General features: G+C 68.5%; 19 protein-coding genes. 3 read left to right on the forward strand and 16 right to left on the reverse strand.

Annotated elements, in window-relative coordinates; translation table 11 throughout:
* Window positions 1–5: 5 nt before the first annotated feature.
* From ACFONC_RS12540 to ACFONC_RS12590, 11 genes are all read right to left on the reverse strand, one after another.
* Window positions 6–650: a PepSY-associated TM helix domain-containing protein gene (locus ACFONC_RS12540; RefSeq protein WP_386744524.1), complete on the reverse strand. Its 645-nt coding sequence runs from the start codon at window positions 648–650 to the stop codon at window positions 6–8.
* A 182-nt stretch (window positions 651–832) separates the two neighbouring features.
* The gene (locus ACFONC_RS12545; protein WP_386744526.1) at window positions 833–1,522 is read right to left on the reverse strand and encodes a Fe2+-dependent dioxygenase; all 690 of its coding nucleotides are present in this window, start codon (window positions 1,520–1,522) and stop codon (window positions 833–835) included.
* A 64-nt stretch (window positions 1,523–1,586) separates the two neighbouring features.
* Entirely contained in the window at window positions 1,587–3,920 is a 2,334-nt protein-coding gene (locus ACFONC_RS12550) for a catecholate siderophore receptor Fiu (RefSeq protein WP_386744528.1), read from the reverse strand.
* 358 nt (window positions 3,921–4,278) lie between these two features.
* Complete coding sequence (locus ACFONC_RS12555; protein WP_386744530.1) at window positions 4,279–4,599, reverse strand: non-heme iron oxygenase ferredoxin subunit; 321 nt, start codon at window positions 4,597–4,599, stop codon at window positions 4,279–4,281.
* 114 nt (window positions 4,600–4,713) lie between these two features.
* The gene (locus ACFONC_RS12560) at window positions 4,714–5,238 is read right to left on the reverse strand and encodes a GNAT family N-acetyltransferase (RefSeq protein WP_386744532.1); all 525 of its coding nucleotides are present in this window, start codon (window positions 5,236–5,238) and stop codon (window positions 4,714–4,716) included.
* Window positions 5,239–5,392: 154 nt separating this feature from the next.
* The gene (locus ACFONC_RS12565; protein WP_386744534.1) at window positions 5,393–6,652 is read right to left on the reverse strand and encodes a cysteine desulfurase; all 1,260 of its coding nucleotides are present in this window, start codon (window positions 6,650–6,652) and stop codon (window positions 5,393–5,395) included.
* A complete protein-coding gene (sufD, locus tag ACFONC_RS12570) occupies window positions 6,649–7,902 on the reverse strand; it encodes a Fe-S cluster assembly protein SufD (protein WP_386744536.1) in 1,254 nt (417 codons plus the stop codon). The genes ACFONC_RS12565 and sufD overlap by 4 nt, the downstream gene beginning before the upstream one ends.
* Window positions 7,902–8,666: a Fe-S cluster assembly ATPase SufC gene (gene sufC, locus ACFONC_RS12575; protein ID WP_386744538.1), complete on the reverse strand. Its 765-nt coding sequence runs from the start codon at window positions 8,664–8,666 to the stop codon at window positions 7,902–7,904. Before sufC ends, sufD begins: the two co-directional genes overlap by 1 nt.
* Window positions 8,667–8,675: 9 nt before the next feature.
* Window positions 8,676–9,884 carry a Kelch repeat-containing protein gene (locus ACFONC_RS12580; protein WP_386744540.1) on the reverse strand — a complete coding sequence of 403 codons (1,209 nt, stop codon included), beginning with the start codon at window positions 9,882–9,884 and terminating at the stop codon, window positions 8,676–8,678.
* Window positions 9,881–11,323, reverse strand: coding sequence for a Fe-S cluster assembly protein SufB (sufB, locus tag ACFONC_RS12585; RefSeq protein ID WP_386744542.1), 1,443 nt, complete (start codon window positions 11,321–11,323; stop codon window positions 9,881–9,883). Before sufB ends, ACFONC_RS12580 begins: the two co-directional genes overlap by 4 nt.
* Window positions 11,324–11,334: 11 nt before the next feature.
* On the reverse strand, window positions 11,335–11,802 hold the full coding sequence (locus ACFONC_RS12590) for an SUF system Fe-S cluster assembly regulator (protein ID WP_386744544.1): 468 nt from the start codon (window positions 11,800–11,802) through the stop codon (window positions 11,335–11,337).
* 213 nt (window positions 11,803–12,015) lie between these two features.
* On the opposite strand from ACFONC_RS12590, the gene ACFONC_RS12595 reads away from it, so the two are divergent.
* The 3 genes from ACFONC_RS12595 to ACFONC_RS12605 all read left to right on the forward strand — a co-directional run bounded on the left by ACFONC_RS12595 (window position 12,016) and on the right by ACFONC_RS12605 (window position 15,229).
* Complete coding sequence (locus ACFONC_RS12595) at window positions 12,016–12,261, forward strand: hypothetical protein (protein ID WP_386744546.1); 246 nt, start codon at window positions 12,016–12,018, stop codon at window positions 12,259–12,261.
* An 81-nt stretch (window positions 12,262–12,342) separates the two neighbouring features.
* Window positions 12,343–12,813, forward strand: coding sequence for an SET domain-containing protein (locus tag ACFONC_RS12600; protein WP_386744548.1), 471 nt, complete (start codon window positions 12,343–12,345; stop codon window positions 12,811–12,813).
* Between the two features lie 187 nt (window positions 12,814–13,000).
* Window positions 13,001–15,229, forward strand: coding sequence for a DUF5916 domain-containing protein (locus ACFONC_RS12605; RefSeq protein WP_386744550.1), 2,229 nt, complete (start codon window positions 13,001–13,003; stop codon window positions 15,227–15,229).
* Window positions 15,230–15,340: 111 nt separating this feature from the next.
* Here the strand turns inward: ACFONC_RS12605 and ACFONC_RS12610 are convergent, their stop codons facing one another.
* The 5 genes from ACFONC_RS12610 to ACFONC_RS12630 all read right to left on the reverse strand — a co-directional run bounded on the left by ACFONC_RS12610 (window position 15,341) and on the right by ACFONC_RS12630 (window position 18,106).
* Window positions 15,341–16,042, reverse strand: a complete 702-nt coding sequence (locus tag ACFONC_RS12610) for a hypothetical protein (RefSeq protein WP_386744552.1) — start codon at window positions 16,040–16,042, stop codon at window positions 15,341–15,343.
* 23 nt (window positions 16,043–16,065) lie between these two features.
* Window positions 16,066–16,629, reverse strand: a complete 564-nt coding sequence (locus tag ACFONC_RS12615; protein WP_386744554.1) for a DUF1439 domain-containing protein — start codon at window positions 16,627–16,629, stop codon at window positions 16,066–16,068.
* A 114-nt stretch (window positions 16,630–16,743) separates the two neighbouring features.
* Window positions 16,744–17,175: a hypothetical protein gene (locus ACFONC_RS12620; RefSeq protein WP_386744556.1), complete on the reverse strand. Its 432-nt coding sequence runs from the start codon at window positions 17,173–17,175 to the stop codon at window positions 16,744–16,746.
* 114 nt (window positions 17,176–17,289) lie between these two features.
* A complete protein-coding gene (locus ACFONC_RS12625; RefSeq protein WP_386744558.1) occupies window positions 17,290–17,583 on the reverse strand; it encodes a helix-hairpin-helix domain-containing protein in 294 nt (97 codons plus the stop codon).
* A gap of 136 nt (window positions 17,584–17,719) precedes the next feature.
* Window positions 17,720–18,106: an HU family DNA-binding protein gene (locus ACFONC_RS12630; RefSeq protein ID WP_386744560.1), complete on the reverse strand. Its 387-nt coding sequence runs from the start codon at window positions 18,104–18,106 to the stop codon at window positions 17,720–17,722.
* Between the last annotated feature and the right edge of the window lie 38 nt (window positions 18,107–18,144).

Genomic DNA, 18,144 nt, shown 5'->3' on the forward strand with positions numbered 1-18,144 from the left:
GGGGATCAGTGGATGAACAGCAGTGCGAGCAGCACCGGCACCAGCAGCCCGAGGCCGACATACGGCCAGGTCATGCGGCGCTGGCGCGCGTGCATCTGCAGCAGGAACAGGCCGGTGACGGTGAACACCACGCAGGCGATCGCGAACACGTCGATGAACCAGCCCCACGCCGGCCCGGCGTTGCGGCCCTTGTGCAGGTCATTGAGATAGGAGATCCAGCCGCGGCCGGTGTGCTCGTACTCGACCGCGCCGTCCTCGCGCTGGATGGCCAGCCACGCATCGGCGCCGGGGCCGGGCATCGACAGGTAGACCTCGTCTTCCGTCCACTCGGCCGGGCGTGTGCCGATGGAGGTGCCGAGCTCGTCGTCGAGCCACTCGGTTACCGCGCCGGGCAGCGGCGCGTTGCCTTCCGCCGGTGCCCCTGCCAGCGCCCGCAGCAGCGGCGCGGGCAGCGTGGCCGTGCGGTTGCTCACCTGCGGATCGCCCTCGATCTTCGCCGCGTGGTTGAGCGTGATGCCGGTGACCGCGAACAGCAGCATGCCCACCAGGCACACTGCCGAGCTGATCCAGTGCCACTGGTGCAGCGTGCGCAGCCAGAAACCGCGGCGCTGCTGGCCGGTGCCGGGGTCGGTGGAAAGAGAGGATGACAAGGGATGGTTTCGAGGGTGGAATGACGCCAGTATAAAGCATGGATGAGAATCATTCTCACAAATGGCTGCGGTGATCGCCGTGCGTCCGCGTTCGCTGCCGGTCCTGGTCTTTCGGAGTCGTGCCGGCTCGGCGGATCTGGCGTAACGCCGCGCGCGCCGCCAGGGCGCGAATCACCCTTGCCTCAGGTCTCCGCCCACTGCCGCAGCAGGTTGTGGTACACGCCGGTCAGCTGCAGCAGCGCGGCGCGGTCGGCGCCGGCCTGGGTGAGGCTCTGGATCGAGGCGTCGAGTTCGAACAGGATCCGCCGCTGGCTGTCGTCGCGGATCAGGCTCTGCACCCAGAAGAAGGAGGCGAGCCGCGCGCCGCGCGTGACCGGTTCGACCCGGTGCAGGCTGCTCGACGGATAGATGACCAGGTCGCCGGCCGGCAGCTTGACCTCGTGCTCGCCGTAGGTGTCGTGGATCACCAGCTCGCCGCCGTCGTACTCGTCCGGTTCGCACAGGAACAGCGTGCACGACACGTCCGTGCGCAGCGTACCCGGCGGCTGCCCGGGCACCGCGACGTGCATCACCGAGCCGTCGACGTGCAGCCCGTAGGTGCCGCCGCCCTGGTAGCGGTTGAAGCGCGGCGGCAGCGTGCGCAGCGGCAGCACCGCCGAGTGGTAGAGCGGGCTGGCGGCCAGCGCCGCAAGCACCGCGGCACCGAGTTCGCGCGCCAGCGGCGAGCCGTCGGCCAGCTGCTGGTTGCGCTTGACCTGCGCGCCCTGCGCGCCGACGGTCGCCTTGCCGTCGATCCACTCGCCGCCGTCCAGCGCCTTGCGCAAATGCGCGATCTGCGCGGCGTCGAGGATGGCGGGAACGTGCAGGAGCATGGATGCCTCGGGATGCGAAGGCGCCTTCCTGCCGCGGAAGGCGCCGTGGTGGCCCGCGACCGCGTCAGAAGCGGAAGTTGGCCGTCAGCAGCACCGAGCGCGGCGCGCCGGGCGTGTAACGGTAGCCGCTCTTGTTGATCGCCGCCACGTAGTCCTTGTCGAACAGGTTCCAGGCGTTCAAGCGCAGGTCGAAGTCCTTGCTGAAGGCGTAGCTGGCGACCAGGTCCCACACGGTGTGCGACTTGACGAACTCCGGCGTGCCCGGCGCGCCGTCGCGGCCGCGCTTCATCTCGCCGCTGTAGCGCACGCCGCCGCCGATGGTCAGGCCGAAGGGGAACGCGTACGTCGTCCACACCGTGCCCGCCTTGTCCGGCGTGTAGGTCAGCACGGAACTGCCATCGTTGGTGACCGGCGGCGCGTCGATGACCTCGGTGTCCATGGTGGTGAGGCCCGCGGACACCATCCAATGCTCGCTGATCCGGCCCACCGCGCCCAGCTCGACGCCGCGCACGCGCTTTTCGCCGCTCTGGTAGTACTGCTGGTCGATCGGGTCCTGCACGATCTCGTTGGTCACCCGCGTGTCGTACAGCGCGGCGGTCAGCAGCAGGCTGTTGTCGAACAGCTGCCACTTGGTGCCGACCTCGGCGGTCTTCGCCTTCTGCGGGTCGAAGACAGGGTTGTTGGCGTTGCTGGCGCTGCTGCTCAGCTCCAGGCTGCTGCCGCCGGGCGGCTGCTGCGAGATCGCGTAGTTGGCGTAGACGCTGCCGTTCTCCGCCGGCTTGTACAGCGCGCCGAGCTTCCAGTTGAACAGCGTGTCGGATGCGTTGGCGTCCTCACCGGGCACGATGCTGCCCGGCGGCAGGCTGCCGCAGTCGGGGCCGCGGCGGCCACCGCAGGCCACCATGCTGCTGAAGTCGGTGTCGTAGTGGTCGAAGCGCACGCCGCCGTTGACCTGCCAGCGCTCGCCGAACTTGATCGTGTCGAAGGCATACGCGGCGATGGTGTCGGTCTTGCCGCGGCTGGACGCGCCGGTCCTGCCCCACTCGAGCCCGGTCACGTGCGGGTCCGGGGCATAGAGGTTCGCCGCCGGCCAGGCGGTGCCGTCCAGCGCGCCGACGCCGATGCTGTCGAGCTTCTCGCGGCTGAACTCCACGCCGGTGCTCAGGTCGTGCCGCACGTCGCCGGAGCCGAATTGCGTGGTGAGGTTGGTGTGGTTGGCGACGATCTCGCTGGTCTGGTCCTTGAAGGTCGGCAGGCTGCGCGCCAGCTCCCAGGTGGTCGGGTCGTCCAGGTCAGGCGTGGAGAAGCGCGCAGGATCCCGCGAGGCCATGAACGCGGTCAGCATGTACTCCTGCTTCGAGCGACCCCAGCGGGTGGTGTTCTGCAGGCGCGTGCGATCGGAGAAGTCGTGCTCGACGCGTGCGGTGAACATGTCGGCGGTGACGTCGTCGTGGTCCGACGTGGTGCCGTAGAAGTTCTCGCTGTCCACGCGCGGCGCGGCGCCGATCTGCGGGCGCGCCGGGTCCGGGCTGGTGTAGCCGGGCAGGCCGATCGTCGGCACGCCGCCGTCGGGCACGTTGTCCTGCTCGACGTGCAGCAGGTTGAAGTACACGCGGGTGGCCGTGTCCAGGCCGAACGCGAGCGACGGCGCGATGCCCCAGCGCTTGTTGGTGACTTCGTCGCGGCCGGGGACGCCGCTGTCCTGCGCCATCAGGTTGATGCGCAGCGCGGCGCCGTTGCCGAACGCGTTGTTGAAATCGGCCGTGGCGCGGCGCTGGTCGTCGGTGCCCAGCGACAGCGATGCGGCGTTGTAGTCGCGCTGGAAGGCCTGCTTGGTGGCCAGGTTGATCGCGCCGCTGGGCGCGGTGCGCCCATTGTCGGTGCCCGCAGGGCCCTTGGCGACTTCGATCTGCTCGATGTTGAACACGTCGCGCGAGATCGAGCCGAGATCGCGGATGCCGTCGACGAAGATGCTGCTGGAGGTGTCGAAGCCGCGCATGTAGACCGCATCGCCGGTGGTGGTGTTGCCGTTCTCGCCGACATAGAACGTGCCCACGCCGGGGCTGTTGCGCAGCGCCTCGGTGAGCGTGGTCGCGCCCTGCTCGTTGAACAGGTCGCTGCCGATGACCTGGATCGTCTGCGTGGTGTCGACCAGCGGCTGGGTGAACTTGGGCGAGGACGCCTGGTCGGCCGAGTAGCGCTTGATGCGCTCGCCGTGCACGTCGATCTTGTCGAGGGTCGTCGTCTGCGGCTCGGGGCTCGGGCCGGAGGCCACGTCAGCGGCCATGGCGCCGGCCGGCACGCCCAGCGCGAGGCTGGTCAGCAGGGTGGCGGCGGTGAGGGACTGCGGCGACTTCGTGCTCGGAACGGCGTGCTTGCGACTCTTGATGTGGGACATGGGTGTCTTCGTGGGAATGGGCGACGCGCGGCCGCATCCGCACATGCGGATGCAGAGGGCGTCCGGGACCTCGTGGCTGGCCTGGGAAGGCGGGCTGGGGGCGGCTCTGGCTCGACGCTGCCAGCGGCGGCGCGCGGCGTCCTTCAGCGGGGACGTGGCGCCGGGGCGGGTGGCGGAGTGCGCGTATTCAACCGCAAACGAGAATTATTCGCAATATCTTCTTTTGGCCAACGCCATTCGTAGGATGGGTAGAGCGCAGCGAAACCCATCATCTCAGCCGCTAATCCAGAGGAGGCATCTCGCGGGCGCGATGGGTTTCGCCTGCGGCTCTACCCATCCTACGGACGGGTGGGGGGGCTTACCTGTCGTCGCGCGTCCACACCGCGCCGTCCTCGACCTTCACCGGGAACTTGGCCACCGGCTCGTAGGCGGGCGCGCACAGGGCGCGCCCGTCGCGGACGTCGAACTTCGCGCCGTGCAGGGTGCATTCGATCGTCGCGTCGCCGCCGTCGAAGTCGCCGGCGGACAGCTCGAAATCCTCGTGGCTGCAGCGGTCCTCGAGCGCGTAGAAGTCGCCATCGACGTTGAACACGATGATCGGCGTGTCGCCGTCCCAGGCCACCGCGGTTTCACCGGGAAGCAGTTCGGAAGTTGCGCAGACGCGGATCCAGTCAGGCATGCGGGTCGCTCGTGAAGATTGCCGGGCCATTGTAGGAGCGGCGGAAGCCGCGAAACAGGTCGCCGCTGGAATCCTCCATGGACGCCTGGACGGCGATCGCGGCTTCCGCCGCTCCTACAGCGCCTTCTCGAGGACTTCGAAGCGCAGGTCGTCGCGTTTGGCGATGCCGAAGCGTTCGTCGCCGTGCGGGAACGGCTTGTGGATGCCGGTGCGGCGGTAGCCGCGGCGCTCGTAGAAGGCGATCAGTTCGTCGCGGATGTCGATCACGGTCATGCGCATGTCCGCCAGCCGCCAGTCGTCGCGCACGATGCGCTCGCACTCGGCCAGCAGCGCCTTGCCGATGCCGCCGCCTTGCAGCCAGGGCACGACGGCGAACATGCCGAAGTAGCCGTGGCCGTCCTCGTCGGCGACGTGGGCGCAGGCGAGCAGCACGCCGTCGCGTTCGGCCAGCACCACGCGGCTGCGCGGGCGCTCGATGTCGGCGCGCAGCACGTCGGGGTCGATGCGGTTGCCGTCGAGGAAGTCGGCCTCGGTGGTCCAGCCGGCACGGCTGGCGTCGCCGCGGTAGGCGGAGGTGACCAGGGGGACGAGGACGTCGACGTCGGCGGCGGTGGCGTTGCGGAAGGTGAGGGTGGTCATGGCGGAAGTGATTCTTCCATAGCCCTTGGAACTGTCTGTAGGAGCGGCGGAAGCCGCGAGCTTTTTGGGGGCCGAGACGAGAGCCGAAGCAAATCCCCCATACCCCCTTTTCCAAAGGGGGCAAGCGCGGAGAACCCTCCCCCGATTCCCGGCCTCAGCCCAGCAGCCCGCGCACCTTGCGCAGGGCGGCGACGAAGGCCTCGATCTCCTCGTGCGTGTTGTAGAACGCCAGCGACGCGCGGCAGGTGGCGCCGATGCCGAACCACTGCAGCAGCGGATGCGCGCAATGCTGGCCGGAGCGGATCGCCACGCCCTCGATGTCGAGCAGGGTGGCCAGGTCGTGGGCGTGCGCGCCCTCGACCAGGAACGACACCACCGCGGCCTTGCCGGGCGCGGTGCCGTAGACGCGCAGGCCTTCGACCTTCGCCAGTTCCTCGTCCAGGTGCGCCAGCAGTTCCTGCTCGCGCGTCTCCACGTTGTCCATGCCCAGCGCTTCGAGGTAGTCGACCGCCGCGCCCAGCCCGGCGAAGCCGGCGATGTTCGGCGTGCCGGCCTCGAACTTGCGCGGCGCGTCGTTGAACACCGTGCCGTCGAAGCGCACTTCGCGGATCATCTCGCCGCCGCCGATGAACGGCGGCATCGCTTCGAGGTGTTCGCGCCGCGCCCACAGCGCGCCGGTGCCGGTGGGGCCGCACATCTTGTGCCCGGTGAAGGCGTAGAAGTCGCAGCCGATCGCGGCCACGTCGACTGGCCGGTGCGGCAGCGCCTGCGAGCCGTCGACGACGGTCACGATGCCGCGCTTGCGCGCCTCGTGGCAGATCTCGCGCACCGGGTTGACCGTGCCCAGCACGTTGCTGACGTGGGCGATGGCGAGCAGCTTCACGCCCGCGGTCATCTTCACGCGCAGCATGTCGAGGTCAAGCGAGCCGTCGGGCAGCAGTTCGACCACTTCGATCCGCGCACCGGTGCGCTGCGCCACCAGCTGCCAGGGCACGATGTTGGCGTGGTGTTCCATGCGCGTGAGCAGGATCGCGTCGCCGGCCTTCAGCCGCGGCAGGGCCCACGAGTAGGCGACCAGGTTGATCGCGAACGTCGTACCGCTGCACAACACCAGCTCGTCGGGACGCACGTTGATGAAGCGCGCCAGCTTGCGGCGCGCGTCCTCGTACAGTTCGGTCGCTTCGCCGCCCAGCGTGTGCACGGCGCGGCTGACATTGGCGTTGTGCCGGCGGTAGAAGCCGTCGACCGCCTCGATCACCGCCGCCGGTTTCTGCCCGGTGTTGGCCGAGTCGAAGTACACCAGCGGCTTGCCGTTGACCTCGCGCCGCAGCAGCGGGAAGTCGCTGCGCACGCGCGCCCAGTCGACGGCCGCGTCGGCGCGGCCTTGCCCTGGTGCGGCGCCCGGCTGGCTCACTTTCCGTCCTCGAGCGCCGCCAGCGCCGCGTCCAGTCGCGCCTCCAGCGCCGAGCGCAGTGCGTCGGACGCGATCACGCCGAGTGGCTCCCGCATGAAGGCGACGGTGAGCAGGCGACGAGCGTCGTCGGCGGGCAGCCCGCGCGAGCGCAGGTAGAACATCGCGCCCGGGTCCAGCTGGCCCACGGTCGCGCCGTGCGCGGCCTTGACCTCGTCGGCGTGGATCACCAGCACCGGCTGGGTGTCGATCTCCGCGCCCTCGGACAGCAGCAGGTTCTTGTTCGACAGGTTGGCGTCGCTGCCGTCCGCGCCCTCATGGATGGTGATGCCGCCGTGGAACACGGCGCGCCCGCGGCCGGCGCCGATGCCGCGCCAGGTCAGTTCGCAGGCGGTGTCGCGGGCGACGTGTTCGATGCCCAGGCGGGTGTCGAGGTGGCGCTTGCCGGCGACCAGCAGCACGCCGTTGGCGACCACGCGCGCGCGGTCGCCCTCCAGGCGCACGTTGAGTTCGTGGCGCGACAGGGCGGCGCCCAGCTCCAGGTCCAGGCGCCGGTATTCGGCGTCCTCGGCGAGTACGGCGTCGGTGCGCAGGAAACTGGTCGCGCCATCGGCGGCGTCGTGGATGCGCGCGTGGCGCAGGCGCGCGCGCGGTTCCAGGCGCAGCGACAGCGTGGCGGTGTCCAGGTGGCGGTGTGCATCGGTGGCGAGGTGGTGTTCGGCGAGGACCAGCGAGGCGCCTTCGCCCACGTGGATGGCGTGGCGCAGGTGCCAGGCGCGGTCCGTGTCGGAAGGCGTGCCGATGAAGACCAGGTGCAGCGGTGTTCCGATGTCCGCGCCGGCTTCGACCCGCAGCACCACGCCGGTGCGCGCGAGTGCGGAGTTGAGGTTGGCGAACACGTCGTCGCCCGGGCGCGTATCCGCGGTGGCTGCGCGCGGCGTGCCGTCGATCTCGCCAGGGACCAGTGAAACGCCATCGGGAAGCGCGCCGGTGTCGGAATGCGCGGCGTCGTGGACGCCGTTGACGAACACCAGCCGCGGCGCCGGGATGTCCGCGATCAATGCGGGGTCGAATGCCGCAACAGCCGCTTCGACGGGCGCGAAGGCGCGCCGCTCCAGCGCCCGCAGCGGCGTGTACTTCCACGCTTCGCTGCGCGGGCCGGGCAGGCCGTCGCGCAAGATCGCGTCCAGTACCGCCTTGCGCGCGCTGTCGCCGTCGAAGCCTGCAGTCAGCGAATCGAGCAGGGCTGCCATCAGGCCACCGCCTCCGGCGTGACGCGGTCCTTGATCCACGCGTAGCCGTGTTCCTCCAGTTGCAGCGCCAGTTCCGGCCCGCCGCTTTCGACGATGCGGCCGTCGGCCAGCACGTGCACCACGTCCGGCTTGATGTAGTCGAGCAGGCGCTGGTAATGGGTGATGACGATGAATGCGCGTTCGGGCGAGCGCAGCGCGTTGACGCCCTCGGCGACGGTCTTCAGCGCGTCGATGTCCAGGCCCGAGTCGGTCTCGTCGAGGATCGCAAGCTTCGGCTCGAGCACGGCGAGCTGGAAGATCTCGTTGCGCTTCTTCTCGCCGCCCGAGAAGCCCTCGTTGACACCGCGGTGCAGCAGCTTGTCGTCCAGGTTGAGCACGGCGAGCTTCTCGCGCACGACCTTGAGGAACTGCATCGAGTCCAGCTCTGGCTCGCCACGGGTCTTGCGCTGCGCGTTGAGCGCGCTACGCAGGAAGTAGGTGTTGTTCACCCCGGGGATTTCCACCGGGTACTGGAACGCCAGGAATACGCCGGCAGCGGCGCGCTCCTCCGGCTCCAGCGCCAGCAGGTCGCGGCTGGCGTACTGCACATTGCCCTCGGTGATCTCGTAGCCCTCGCGGCCGGCGAGGATGTTGCCCAGCGTCGACTTGCCGGCGCCGTTGGGGCCCATGATGGCGTGCACTTCGCCGGGCTTCACTTCAAGCGAAAGGCCCTTGAGGATTTCGCGGCCGGCGATGGACGCATGAAGGTTGTCGATGTTGAGCATGTCGGGAATTCAGTTCGTTGTCGTGGGGAGTGCGCTGCCGGCAGGCGTGGATCGGGAGACCAGCCAGGCCTTGCGGCTGACGCGGATATCGGGGTCGTAACCGCCTGCGACGAGGATCCGGCCATCGTCGAGTGCCGTGGCGGTCGCGAATGCGAGCTGTTGGCCGATGCGTTCGTCGAGCGTGGCGAACGCATCGCCATCGGCCGAAAGCACTTCGGCATTCGCGCCGCCACCTGCGACCAGCACGCTGCCGTCGTCGAGTACTGCCAGGGAGTCGAGGAACTTGTAGCGCCCAGTCGCCATGCGCGGACCCGCCGATGTGCCGTCCTCGCCCCACCATTCACTGTCGGCGAAATGGCCATCGGATTCTGGAATCGACGCGCCCCCAAGCAGCAACACGCGATCGTCCATTGCGACTGCGGCATGCTTGTGGCGCGCGCGCGCCAGCGTTCCGGCTGGCGTGAAGGCGCTGGTTGCGGGGTCGAAAACCTCCAGCGTTGCGAGAACTTCACTGCTGGAGCGCGAGCCGCCGGCAACAAGTACACGCCCGTCCGGTAGCAATGTTGCGGTATGCGACATCCGCGGCTGCGACATCGACCCGACGGCGCGCGAGCGTCCACTCGCGGGATCGTAGCGTTCGGCAGTGGCGAGCCTGCGCATTCCGTCGCCATAGCCGCCGGCAATCAGGATCGTGCCATCGGCGAGTAGCGTCGCGCTGCAACCGTCACGCGGCTCGAGCATCCGTCCCGCCGCCTCGAAGCGCCCTGTTTCCGGCACGTAACGCTCGACCAGGTCAGTGACGCCGCTACGCGTCCAACCGCCCAGCAGCAGGACCGAGCCGTCGGCGAGGATGATGGCGCGATGGCCGACCCGTGGCTCCACCAAGTTGCCTGCAGGCGAAAATCCCGCGTCTCTCGGGTCGAACACGATCGCGTCGCCGGCGATGCCTTCCTCGCAGCCGTCCGCGCTGCAGCCGCCGGCGATCAGGACACGTCCATCGCGCAGGCGCGTTGCGGAATGCGCCGCGCGCGGCGACGGCATCGGGTCGATGGCAACGAGCGCGAGTGAGGCCGTGCCGGATTCGCCGCGCGCAGCGGGCGACACGCTGACACCAGCTTCCGCGACGCGGGGTGATTCCGCCGTGCCGGCGCTGCAAGCCGCGGCGGCAACCAGGCACAGGCCAGCAAGCCAGAGGCAATGCGGCGTACGCGGAGTCATCCGACCGACCCTTCCAGCGAGACTTCCAGCAGCTTCTTCGCCTCCACCGCGAACTCCATCGGCAGCTCGCGGAAGACCTGCTTGCAGAAGCCGTCGACGATCAGGCTCACCGCGTCTTCCTGCGAGATGCCGCGCGAGCGGCAATAGAACATCTGGTCGTCCGAGATCTTGGACGTCGTGGCCTCGTGCTCGACGGTGGCGGAGGGATTCTTCACCTCGATGTAGGGGAAGGTGTGTGCGCCGCACTTCTTGCCGATCAGCAGCGAATCGCACTGGGTGTAGTTGCGGGCGCCGTCGGCGCCGGGCGCCACCTTGACCAGGCCGCGGTAGGTGTTCTGGCCGCGGCCGGCGCTGATGCCCTTGCTGATGATCTTGCTCTTGGTGCGCTTGCCGACGTGGATCATCTTGGTGCCGGTGTCGGCCTGCTGGCGGTGGTGGGTCAGCGCGACGGAGTGGAACTCGCCGGTCGAGTCGTCGCCCAGCAGCACGCAGCTCGGGTACTTCCAGGTGATCGCCGAACCGGTTTCGACCTGGGTCCAGGTGACCTTGCTGCGGTCGCCGCGGCATTCGGCGCGCTTGGTGACGAAGTTGTAGATGCCGCCGCGGCCTTCCTCGTCGCCGGGATACCAGTTCTGCACGGTCGAATACTTGATTTCGGCGTCTTCGAGCGCGACCAGTTCCACCACCGCCGCGTGCAGCTGGTTCTCGTCGCGCATCGGCGCGGTGCAGCCTTCCAGGTAGGACACGTGGCCGCGGTCCTCGCAGATGATCAGGGTGCGCTCGAACTGGCCGGTGTGGCCGGCGTTGATGCGGAAGTAGGTGGACAGTTCCATCGGGCACTTCACGCCCGCGGGGATGAACACGAACGAGCCGTCGGAGAACACCGCCGAGTTCAGCGCGGCGAAGTAGTTGTCGCCCGGCGGCACCACGCTGCCGATGTACTGCTTCACCAGCTCCGGATGGTCCTTGATGGCCTCCGACATGGAGCAGAAGATGATGCCCTTGTCGGCCAGCTCCTTGCGGAACGTGGTGCCGACCGAGACCGAGTCGAACACCGCGTCCACCGCCACGCCGGCGAGCTTGGCGCGTTCATGCAATGGAACGCCGAGCTTGTCGTAGGTGTCGAGCAGTTCCTGCGGCACTTCGTCGAGCGACTTGTACTTCGGCCCCTTGGGCGCGGAGTAGTAGCTGATGGCCTGGAAGTCGATCGGCGCGATCTTCAGCTTTGCCCAGTGCGGCACCGGCATGGTCAGCCAGTGGCGGTAGGCGGCCACGCGCCACTCGGCCATCCACTCGGGCTCTTCCTTCTTCGCCGACAGCGCGCGCACCACGTCTTCCGACAGGCCGGGCGCGAAGCTGTCCGATTCGATGTCGGTGACGAACCCGGCGTCGTAGCGGCGGCCGAGCTGTTCGATGATTTCTGCGTTTTCTACTGACATGGGGTCTTGCCTCAGCTGGCGGTCAGGCGCGCGGGGATCGCGCGGCCACTCGACGGCTTGCCGGAAGTTGAAGTGAATTGCGGCGACAGCATCTGCGCCAGCGACACGCCGCGCAGCGCGTCGGCGACGACGTCGTTGATCCGGCGCCAGTTGGCGCGCACGTTGCACGAATCCTCGATCCCGCAGCTGCCGGCGTGGACGCTGCATTCGGTCATGCCCAGCGGACCTTCCATCGCCTCGACGACTTCGAACAGCGAGATGTCCTGCGCAGGCCGCGCCAGCCGGTAGCCACCGTTGGCACCGCGGAAGGCCTCGACCAGGCCCGCCTGGGCCAGCGGCTTGAGCAGCTTGGCGACGGTGGGGGCCTCCAGGCCGGCGCGCTCGGCCAGGCCGGCGGCGCTGGCGACGGCGTCGGGCTCGCTCGCCAGTACGGTCAGTACGACGGTCGCGTAGTCGGTGAGCTTGGTGACTCGGAGCATGGGGGTGGCTCGAAGCGGTCGGGTCGCTTCTGGCTGTCTGTCAATCAGGACCAAAATTGTACTCTTTGCCCGGCCGCGGGTACAAGCCTGCACCGCGGGCGCGGCCGGGTGACGGCTGTCACCCGCGATGGCTGACGGTCGCGCATGGCGCGGGGCGGGGGCGGTGCGGAAGATGGATGGCGTTCCCCACCTGGAACACACAGGAGCCCCGCCATGCACACCACACAGTCCCGCAGCCCCCTCGAAACCACCTTGCAGGGCGTCGCCGGCCAGCTGGTCGAACGCGCCACCGCATTGCCCGGCAATGCGGGCCGCGGACAGCTGCTGCGCTGGCTGCTGGCGATCGGCGCCATCTTCGTCGCATGGCGCATGTGGCGCGGTTTGAAGAGTCTCTTCTGGGTCGCGTTCGGCCTGGGCATGGCGTTGTACTGGACCGGGTTCTGGCACGTCGTCTTCTAGGGCGCGGTGCAGGGGTAGCCGCGCGTCGCCGGCGGGATGGGCCATAATCCGGTGCTTCCCGCCGTCGTCCGGAACCACGCAATGCCCAAGAAGAAGATCGCCGCCCGCCTGTCGCCCATCCACGGCAACGGCGTGTTCGCCACCGAGACCATCGAGAAAGGCGAGCGCATCGTCCGCTACAAGGGCAAGCTGCGCAGCCACGACGAAGTGGACGAGGAGTACGGCGACCTGGACGAGGACGGCCATACGTTCCTGTTCACCCTCAACGATGACTACGTGGTCGATGCCAACGTCGACGGCAACATCGCGCGCTGGATCAACCACAGCTGCAAGCCCAACTGCGAGGCGGTGATCGAGGAGAACCCCAAGGGCAAGGCCCACAAGGACAAGGTGTTCATCGAAGCGATCCGCACGATCAAGCCGGGCGAGGAGCTGACCTACAACTACGGCATCACCCTCGACGAGCCGCACACGGCGAAGCTGAAGAAGCTCTGGGGCTGCAAGTGCGGCGCGAAGAACTGCACCGGGACGATGCTGCAGCCCAAGCGCTGAGCCATTCCCGGGCCTGCGAAGGTCGTCACATTCATCGACCTGGAAGCCCGCCATGGCGGGCTTTCGCGTTGCAGATGCAGCGAACGCCGAAAAGGTTTGCATGACTTGTGCCAGTCGGTGGGGCCGTGCTGCGCCGGTAACGTGCACGCACCCCGGGGAACCGGCCCCGCACGAGACGGAATTCCGAATGCGCCTTGCCCGCCTGGCCTTCGCGCTGCTGCCGATGCTGTCCCTGCCCGCGTTCGCGGTCGAGATCGACGGCCGCATTGACCCGGCCGAGTGGCGGGGCGCGCACCACGTCACCGACTTCCGCAAGGTGCAGCCGCTGTCCGGCGCGCCCGCCTCGCTGCCGACCGAGGCCTGGATCCTGGCCACGCCCGAGGGCCTGGCGGTCGCGTTCCGCAACACCCAGCCGGCGTCCGTGCCGCGCACCAACCAGCGCGTGCAGCGCGACTTCGAGGAGCAGGTGGACCGGGTCAACCTGATGGTCGACTTCGACGGCGACGGCCGCACTGGCTACAACTTCACCATCAGTTCCACCGACGGCGTGTTCGACGCCGTGGTCACCAACGAAACCCAGTTCAACAAGGACTGGGACGGCAACTGGAAGCATGCGACCGGCAACGACGCCGACGGCTGGTCGGCCGAGATGCTGATCCCCTGGTACATCGCGCCGATGCGCAAGGGCAGCGACGGCCAGCGCACGCTGAAGGTCTACGTCGACCGCGTCATCGGCTCCACCGGCGAACGCGTGGCGTGGCCGGCGGCGAGTTTCATGCAGTCGCGCTTCCTGTCGGATTTCAAGCCGCTCCAGGTGCCGGTGTACAGCCAGTCGCTGCTGGCGGTCACGCCCTACGTCTCCGGCCTGTACGACAACGTCGGCGGCAGCAGCGATTTCGACGGCGGGGCAGACATCTTCTGGAAGCCCAACGGCCAGTTCCAGCTCACCGCCACGCTCAACCCGGACTTCGGCCAGGTCGAGAGCGACGACCTGGTGGTCAACTTCGGCGCCACCGAGACCTTCGTCAGCGACAAGCGGCCGTTCTTCACCGAGAACCAGGGCCTCTTCGAATACACCACGCCGTCCGACTACAGCCAGCTGCTGTACACGCGCCGCGTGGGTGGCCCGGCCGACGACGGCGAGGGCTCCGGCGACATCACCGCCGCAGTGAAGCTCAACGGCAGCCTTGGCGCGACGAAGTACGGGGTGTTCGCCGCCGACGAGTCCGGCGAGGCGGGGCGCACGTTCGGCGCGCTGCGGCTGGTGCGCGACTTCAGCACCCAGAACCTGGGCCTGATGCTGACGCGCGTGGACCGGCCGTACCTGGATCGCGAAGCCACCGTGGTCGGCGTCGACCACAACTGGCGGCCGAGCCCGCGCTGGAACATCCGCACCCGCCTGTTCGGCAGCCAGATCCGCCAGCCGGGGCAGGATTCGGACGACCTCGGCGCCACCATCTGGGCCGACTACGAGATGGGCGGCGGCTGGCGCCAGCAGTGGATCGCGATGCACTTCGGCGACGAGCTGCAGATCAACGACCTCGGCTACCTGTCGCAGAACGACCTCAACTACGGCCACTGGGAAGTCTCGCGCCGCTTCACCGGGTTGCCGGAGGAGTCGCGCTACGCGTCGAAGGACTGGCGCTGGCGCATCAGCCGGATCACCAACGACCACGGCCAGCTGCTGCACGACCAGTTCCGGATGAGCCGCCGCAGCCAGCTGCGCAACGGCAGCAACGAGTATGCGCAGATCAACGTCAACAGTCCGGGCGTTGACGACCTGCTCACCCGGGGCAATGGCGCGGTGAAGCTGCCGTCGAACTTCAACGCCGCCTTCGAGTACGACAGGCCGCGCAAGGGCGACTGGGCCTACGGATTCGAGGTTGATGCGGTCAGCGGTGGACTGGCGGGCAATGACCGCGTGGGTTACGCGATCGAGTTCGAGCCGACCTATTTCATCAGCGACGCCCTCAGTCTCAACGCCGGCTTCTACGCCGACCGCACGCCGGACTGGCTGGTGTGGCAGCACGACAATCTGATCGGCAGCTTCGAAGGCCGCGAATGGCACTTCAACGCCGGCCTGGACTGGAACATCGGCAGCCGCCAGGAGCTGCGGGTGAAGCTGCAGACGCTGGCGATCGACGCGCGCGCGCAGCAGGCCTGGCGCGTGGACGCCTCGGGCAACGCGGTGGCCAGCGACGAGCCGATCGAGGACTTCAGCGTGCGCAACCTGGGTTTCCAGATCCGCTACCGCTACGAACTGGCGCCGCTGTCCTACCTGTACGTGGTCTACGGCCGCGGTGGTTACCGCGAGGATGGTTTTTCTGAAGACCCGTTCGATGGCCTGCGCGACAGCTTCGACCTGCGCGACGACGAGCAGCTGCTGGTCAAGCTGAGTTACAGGTTTGAGATCTAGGGGCTGGGGACTAGGGGCTAGGGGCTAGGGGCTAGGGGCTAGGGGCTAGGGGCTAGGGGCGTCATCAATTTGCTGCTCTTAGTGTCCAGCCCCCAGCCCCCAGCCCCCACCTTACGGCTTCACCTCCCGCAGGTCCGCCGACGCGATGCGCCACGCGCGCTGTTCGGCGGTGGCGCCGTCGACGACGGTGCGGTGCAGGGTGTAGGTGCCGGCATAGCGGCGGACGCTGCCGTCCGTGGCGGTGGCGGTGATGCCGACCGGGACCTGGATGTAGCGCTGGCCCGCGCCGGCGTCCTCGCGGGTCGGGTCGCCGAGGGTGGCGACCACCTGCGCGGTATCGGCGAAGCCGTCGGCGAACTGCTGCGGCGTCTGCTTGCTGGCGCGGCCGCCGTCCGACCACAGCGCGTAGGCGCGCGCGTAGCTGCCGGCGTCGATCGCGGCGTAGTAGTCGCCGATCACCGCGACTGCGTCCTGCGGGGTAGGTTCCGCAGGCAGGCCGGCCTGCAACGGGTCGGGCGACGGCGCGGAGCCGGGCAGCAGGCCGGTCTCGGGGTTGAGCAGGTCAACCTGGTCGGCCGGTTCGGCCACCACCGGCGGTGGCGGCTCGCCCGTCAGCGGTACCTCGCCCGGTCCCGGTTGCGAAGACATGCCGGTGATCGAGCCGCCGGGCTGGTCGGGCTTCGGCAGTGCTGTGTCCTCCGCCTGCGTTCCGGGTTGCTGCGTAGCCGTGGCAGACCTGTCGCCGCAGCCGGGCAGCGTGATCGCGCAGGACAATGCGCAGGCCAGGGCGAGGAGTTTCGGTGTGATGGACATGGCGTGCCTCGGCGTTTCGTGTCTCAGCGATCCAGGTGGACGACCACGGTGCCGCGCTCGATGCCGACGTTGCCGATCCGCTTGCCCGCGGGCAGCTTGGCGAGCAGGTCGGGATCGAGGCGATAGACCGGCTCGCTTCGGGCGTACTCGGCGAGCAGGCTGTTGACCACCCCGCGTGCGCCGCCCTTGAGCAGGGCGCCGGAACCGGGCAGGTCGAACTGTTGCAGGTCGGGATCGACCAGGTGCAGGCCCTGCGTCGAAGGGTCGTAGCGCAGGCCACTGGCGAGCGCCAGGTGGCCGGTGGGCGCGCCCTCGCTGCCGAGCGCGCCCATGCCGATGTCGAACTCGAGCCGCAGGCGCGTGTCGCCCGGCGGGATCGACAGCCGCGGGTTGGTGAGGGTCACCGCCACCAGTCCGCCGAGCTTGTCGAAGGTGCGCGGGAACCGGTTGTCCAGCGAGCGCTGCAGCTGCGAAGGCGAGAACGCGACCTGGTCGTTGAGCCAGGCCGACATCGCGCCGATCGTCGAGCACGCGGCGAGCAGCAGGACGGCAGCGGAAACGGACAGGCTGCGTGCGACGTTGCGCATGGTGATTCCGTGGCGGGAAGCGATGGCGCGCACCTTACGCGAACGAGGTGAATGCGGCATTAGGACAGGGCGCGCACGGGATGGCGGCAGGCAGGTGGCGAACGGGACGATGCCTCAGGGCAGTTCGGCAAGCACCTTGCGCCGCGGCTGCAGCCAGGCGACGAGCAGGCCGAGCAGCACGGTGGCGATCGTGCCCAGCACCAGCTGCTTGGCGACCAGCGCCGCCGGCAGCGGCTGCACCGCGTAGTAGACCAGGTAACCCGGGATCGTCGAGAACAGCGCCATCGCCACGCCGAAGCGCAGCCCCTGCATCGCGGATGAGCGTCCGTCGGAAAACCCCTGCGCATAGATCCAGGTCATCGCGAAGCCGACCAGTACGTGCGCCAGCACCATCCAGTGCGCGTAGTGGCGGCTGTCGTCGTCACTGCGGTACATCGCGCCGAGCGCGGCGTAGCCAGGCGCGAGCAGCAGCCCGTGCACGATGAATCCAAGCAGCAGCGCGGCGACCGACATGACCAGTCCGCAGACCCAGAAGCGCTTGTCCATGGCGTGCTCCCCTTTCAGGTTGTGCATCGCGCGCCGCGCGCCGATGTCGCGGCGATGCTACTCCGCACCGTTCACTGCGTCGATGGAGGCGATGGCGGGATGCAGGCCGTCCGATCAGCGCCGGGCAGTCGTCAGGTGGCGCTTGCGCTCAGCCGTGTAGTGCCACCAGGGGCGCGGCGGCGCGCCTTCCATGAAGCGCACCGCGCTGATGAAGGTATCGATGACGCAAGGGTCGTGGCGCACGCCGGTCACGCTGCACAGGCGCTCGTACAGTGCGTAGGGATCCTTGCCGGCCAGTTGTCCCGGTTGCTCGATGCCGAGGTTGCGGAAGTCGGCGACCATCGCCGGGCCGATGTTGGGGATGTCGGCCAGCCGTTGTGCTTCGCCGGCATTCTTTGCCTTCGCCATGTCGGTTCCTCTGCAGCGCGAGCCGCACGCCGTTACAACGCCCATGAAAAAGGCCGGAGCATTTCCCGAGGGAAACGCATCCGGCCCGTCCGTCGGCGGAGCGGCGTGCCGCTCCACCATCACGCGCTTGCCTGGATCAGGCGGCGGCGTCCTTGAGCTTCTTCAGCGGGCGCACCTTGACCTTGACCGAGGCGGGCTTGGCGGCGAACCACTGCTCTTCCTTGGTGAAGGGGTTGATGCCCTTGCGGCGCGGCTTGGCCGGCACGTTCACGGCGGTGATCTTCAGCAGGCCGGGCAGCGTGAACGAGCCGACGCCCTTCTTGCTGACCGAGCCCTGCACTGCGCCTTCGAGCGAGGCCATCACGGCGCGCACGTCCTTGGCGGCAACGCCGGTGGCGTTGGCGATGTGGGCGACCAGGCCCGACTTGCTGAGGGCTTCCTTGATCGGCTTCGGCGCGGCCGGCTTTGCAGCGGCCTTCTTCGGTGCAACCTTCTTGGCTGCCTTTTTCGCTTTCTTCGCCATGTGTGTGTGGTTCCGTATTCGTTGGTTGATTGATGGGC

It is taken from the genome of Luteimonas soli (genome assembly GCF_042648865.1).
GTDB classification, from domain to species: Bacteria; Pseudomonadota; Gammaproteobacteria; order Xanthomonadales; family Xanthomonadaceae; genus Luteimonas; species Luteimonas soli.

Excerpts from the sequence above, each read along its gene's own strand:
- ACFONC_RS12545 (WP_386744526.1), bottom strand. The coding sequence starts at position 1,522 with ATGCTCCTGCACGTTCCCGCCATCCTCGACGCCGCGCAGATCGCGCAT.
- ACFONC_RS12550 (WP_386744528.1), bottom strand. The coding sequence starts at position 3,920 with ATGTCCCACATCAAGAGTCGCAAGCACGCCGTTCCGAGCACGAAGTCG.
- ACFONC_RS12555 (WP_386744530.1), bottom strand. The coding sequence starts at position 4,599 with ATGCCTGACTGGATCCGCGTCTGCGCAACTTCCGAACTGCTTCCCGGT.
- ACFONC_RS12560 (WP_386744532.1), bottom strand. The coding sequence starts at position 5,238 with ATGACCACCCTCACCTTCCGCAACGCCACCGCCGCCGACGTCGACGTC.
- sufD (WP_386744536.1), bottom strand. The coding sequence starts at position 7,902 with ATGGCAGCCCTGCTCGATTCGCTGACTGCAGGCTTCGACGGCGACAGC.
- sufC (WP_386744538.1), bottom strand. The coding sequence starts at position 8,666 with ATGCTCAACATCGACAACCTTCATGCGTCCATCGCCGGCCGCGAAATC.
- ACFONC_RS12580 (WP_386744540.1), bottom strand. The coding sequence starts at position 9,884 with ATGACTCCGCGTACGCCGCATTGCCTCTGGCTTGCTGGCCTGTGCCTG.
- sufB (WP_386744542.1), bottom strand. The coding sequence starts at position 11,323 with ATGTCAGTAGAAAACGCAGAAATCATCGAACAGCTCGGCCGCCGCTAC.
- ACFONC_RS12590 (WP_386744544.1), bottom strand. The coding sequence starts at position 11,802 with ATGCTCCGAGTCACCAAGCTCACCGACTACGCGACCGTCGTACTGACC.
- ACFONC_RS12595 (WP_386744546.1), top strand. The coding sequence starts at position 12,016 with ATGCACACCACACAGTCCCGCAGCCCCCTCGAAACCACCTTGCAGGGC.
- ACFONC_RS12600 (WP_386744548.1), top strand. The coding sequence starts at position 12,343 with ATGCCCAAGAAGAAGATCGCCGCCCGCCTGTCGCCCATCCACGGCAAC.
- ACFONC_RS12605 (WP_386744550.1), top strand. The coding sequence starts at position 13,001 with ATGCGCCTTGCCCGCCTGGCCTTCGCGCTGCTGCCGATGCTGTCCCTG.
- ACFONC_RS12610 (WP_386744552.1), bottom strand. The coding sequence starts at position 16,042 with ATGTCCATCACACCGAAACTCCTCGCCCTGGCCTGCGCATTGTCCTGC.
- ACFONC_RS12615 (WP_386744554.1), bottom strand. The coding sequence starts at position 16,629 with ATGCGCAACGTCGCACGCAGCCTGTCCGTTTCCGCTGCCGTCCTGCTG.
- ACFONC_RS12620 (WP_386744556.1), bottom strand. The coding sequence starts at position 17,175 with ATGGACAAGCGCTTCTGGGTCTGCGGACTGGTCATGTCGGTCGCCGCG.
- ACFONC_RS12625 (WP_386744558.1), bottom strand. The coding sequence starts at position 17,583 with ATGGCGAAGGCAAAGAATGCCGGCGAAGCACAACGGCTGGCCGACATC.
- ACFONC_RS12630 (WP_386744560.1), bottom strand. The coding sequence starts at position 18,106 with ATGGCGAAGAAAGCGAAAAAGGCAGCCAAGAAGGTTGCACCGAAGAAG.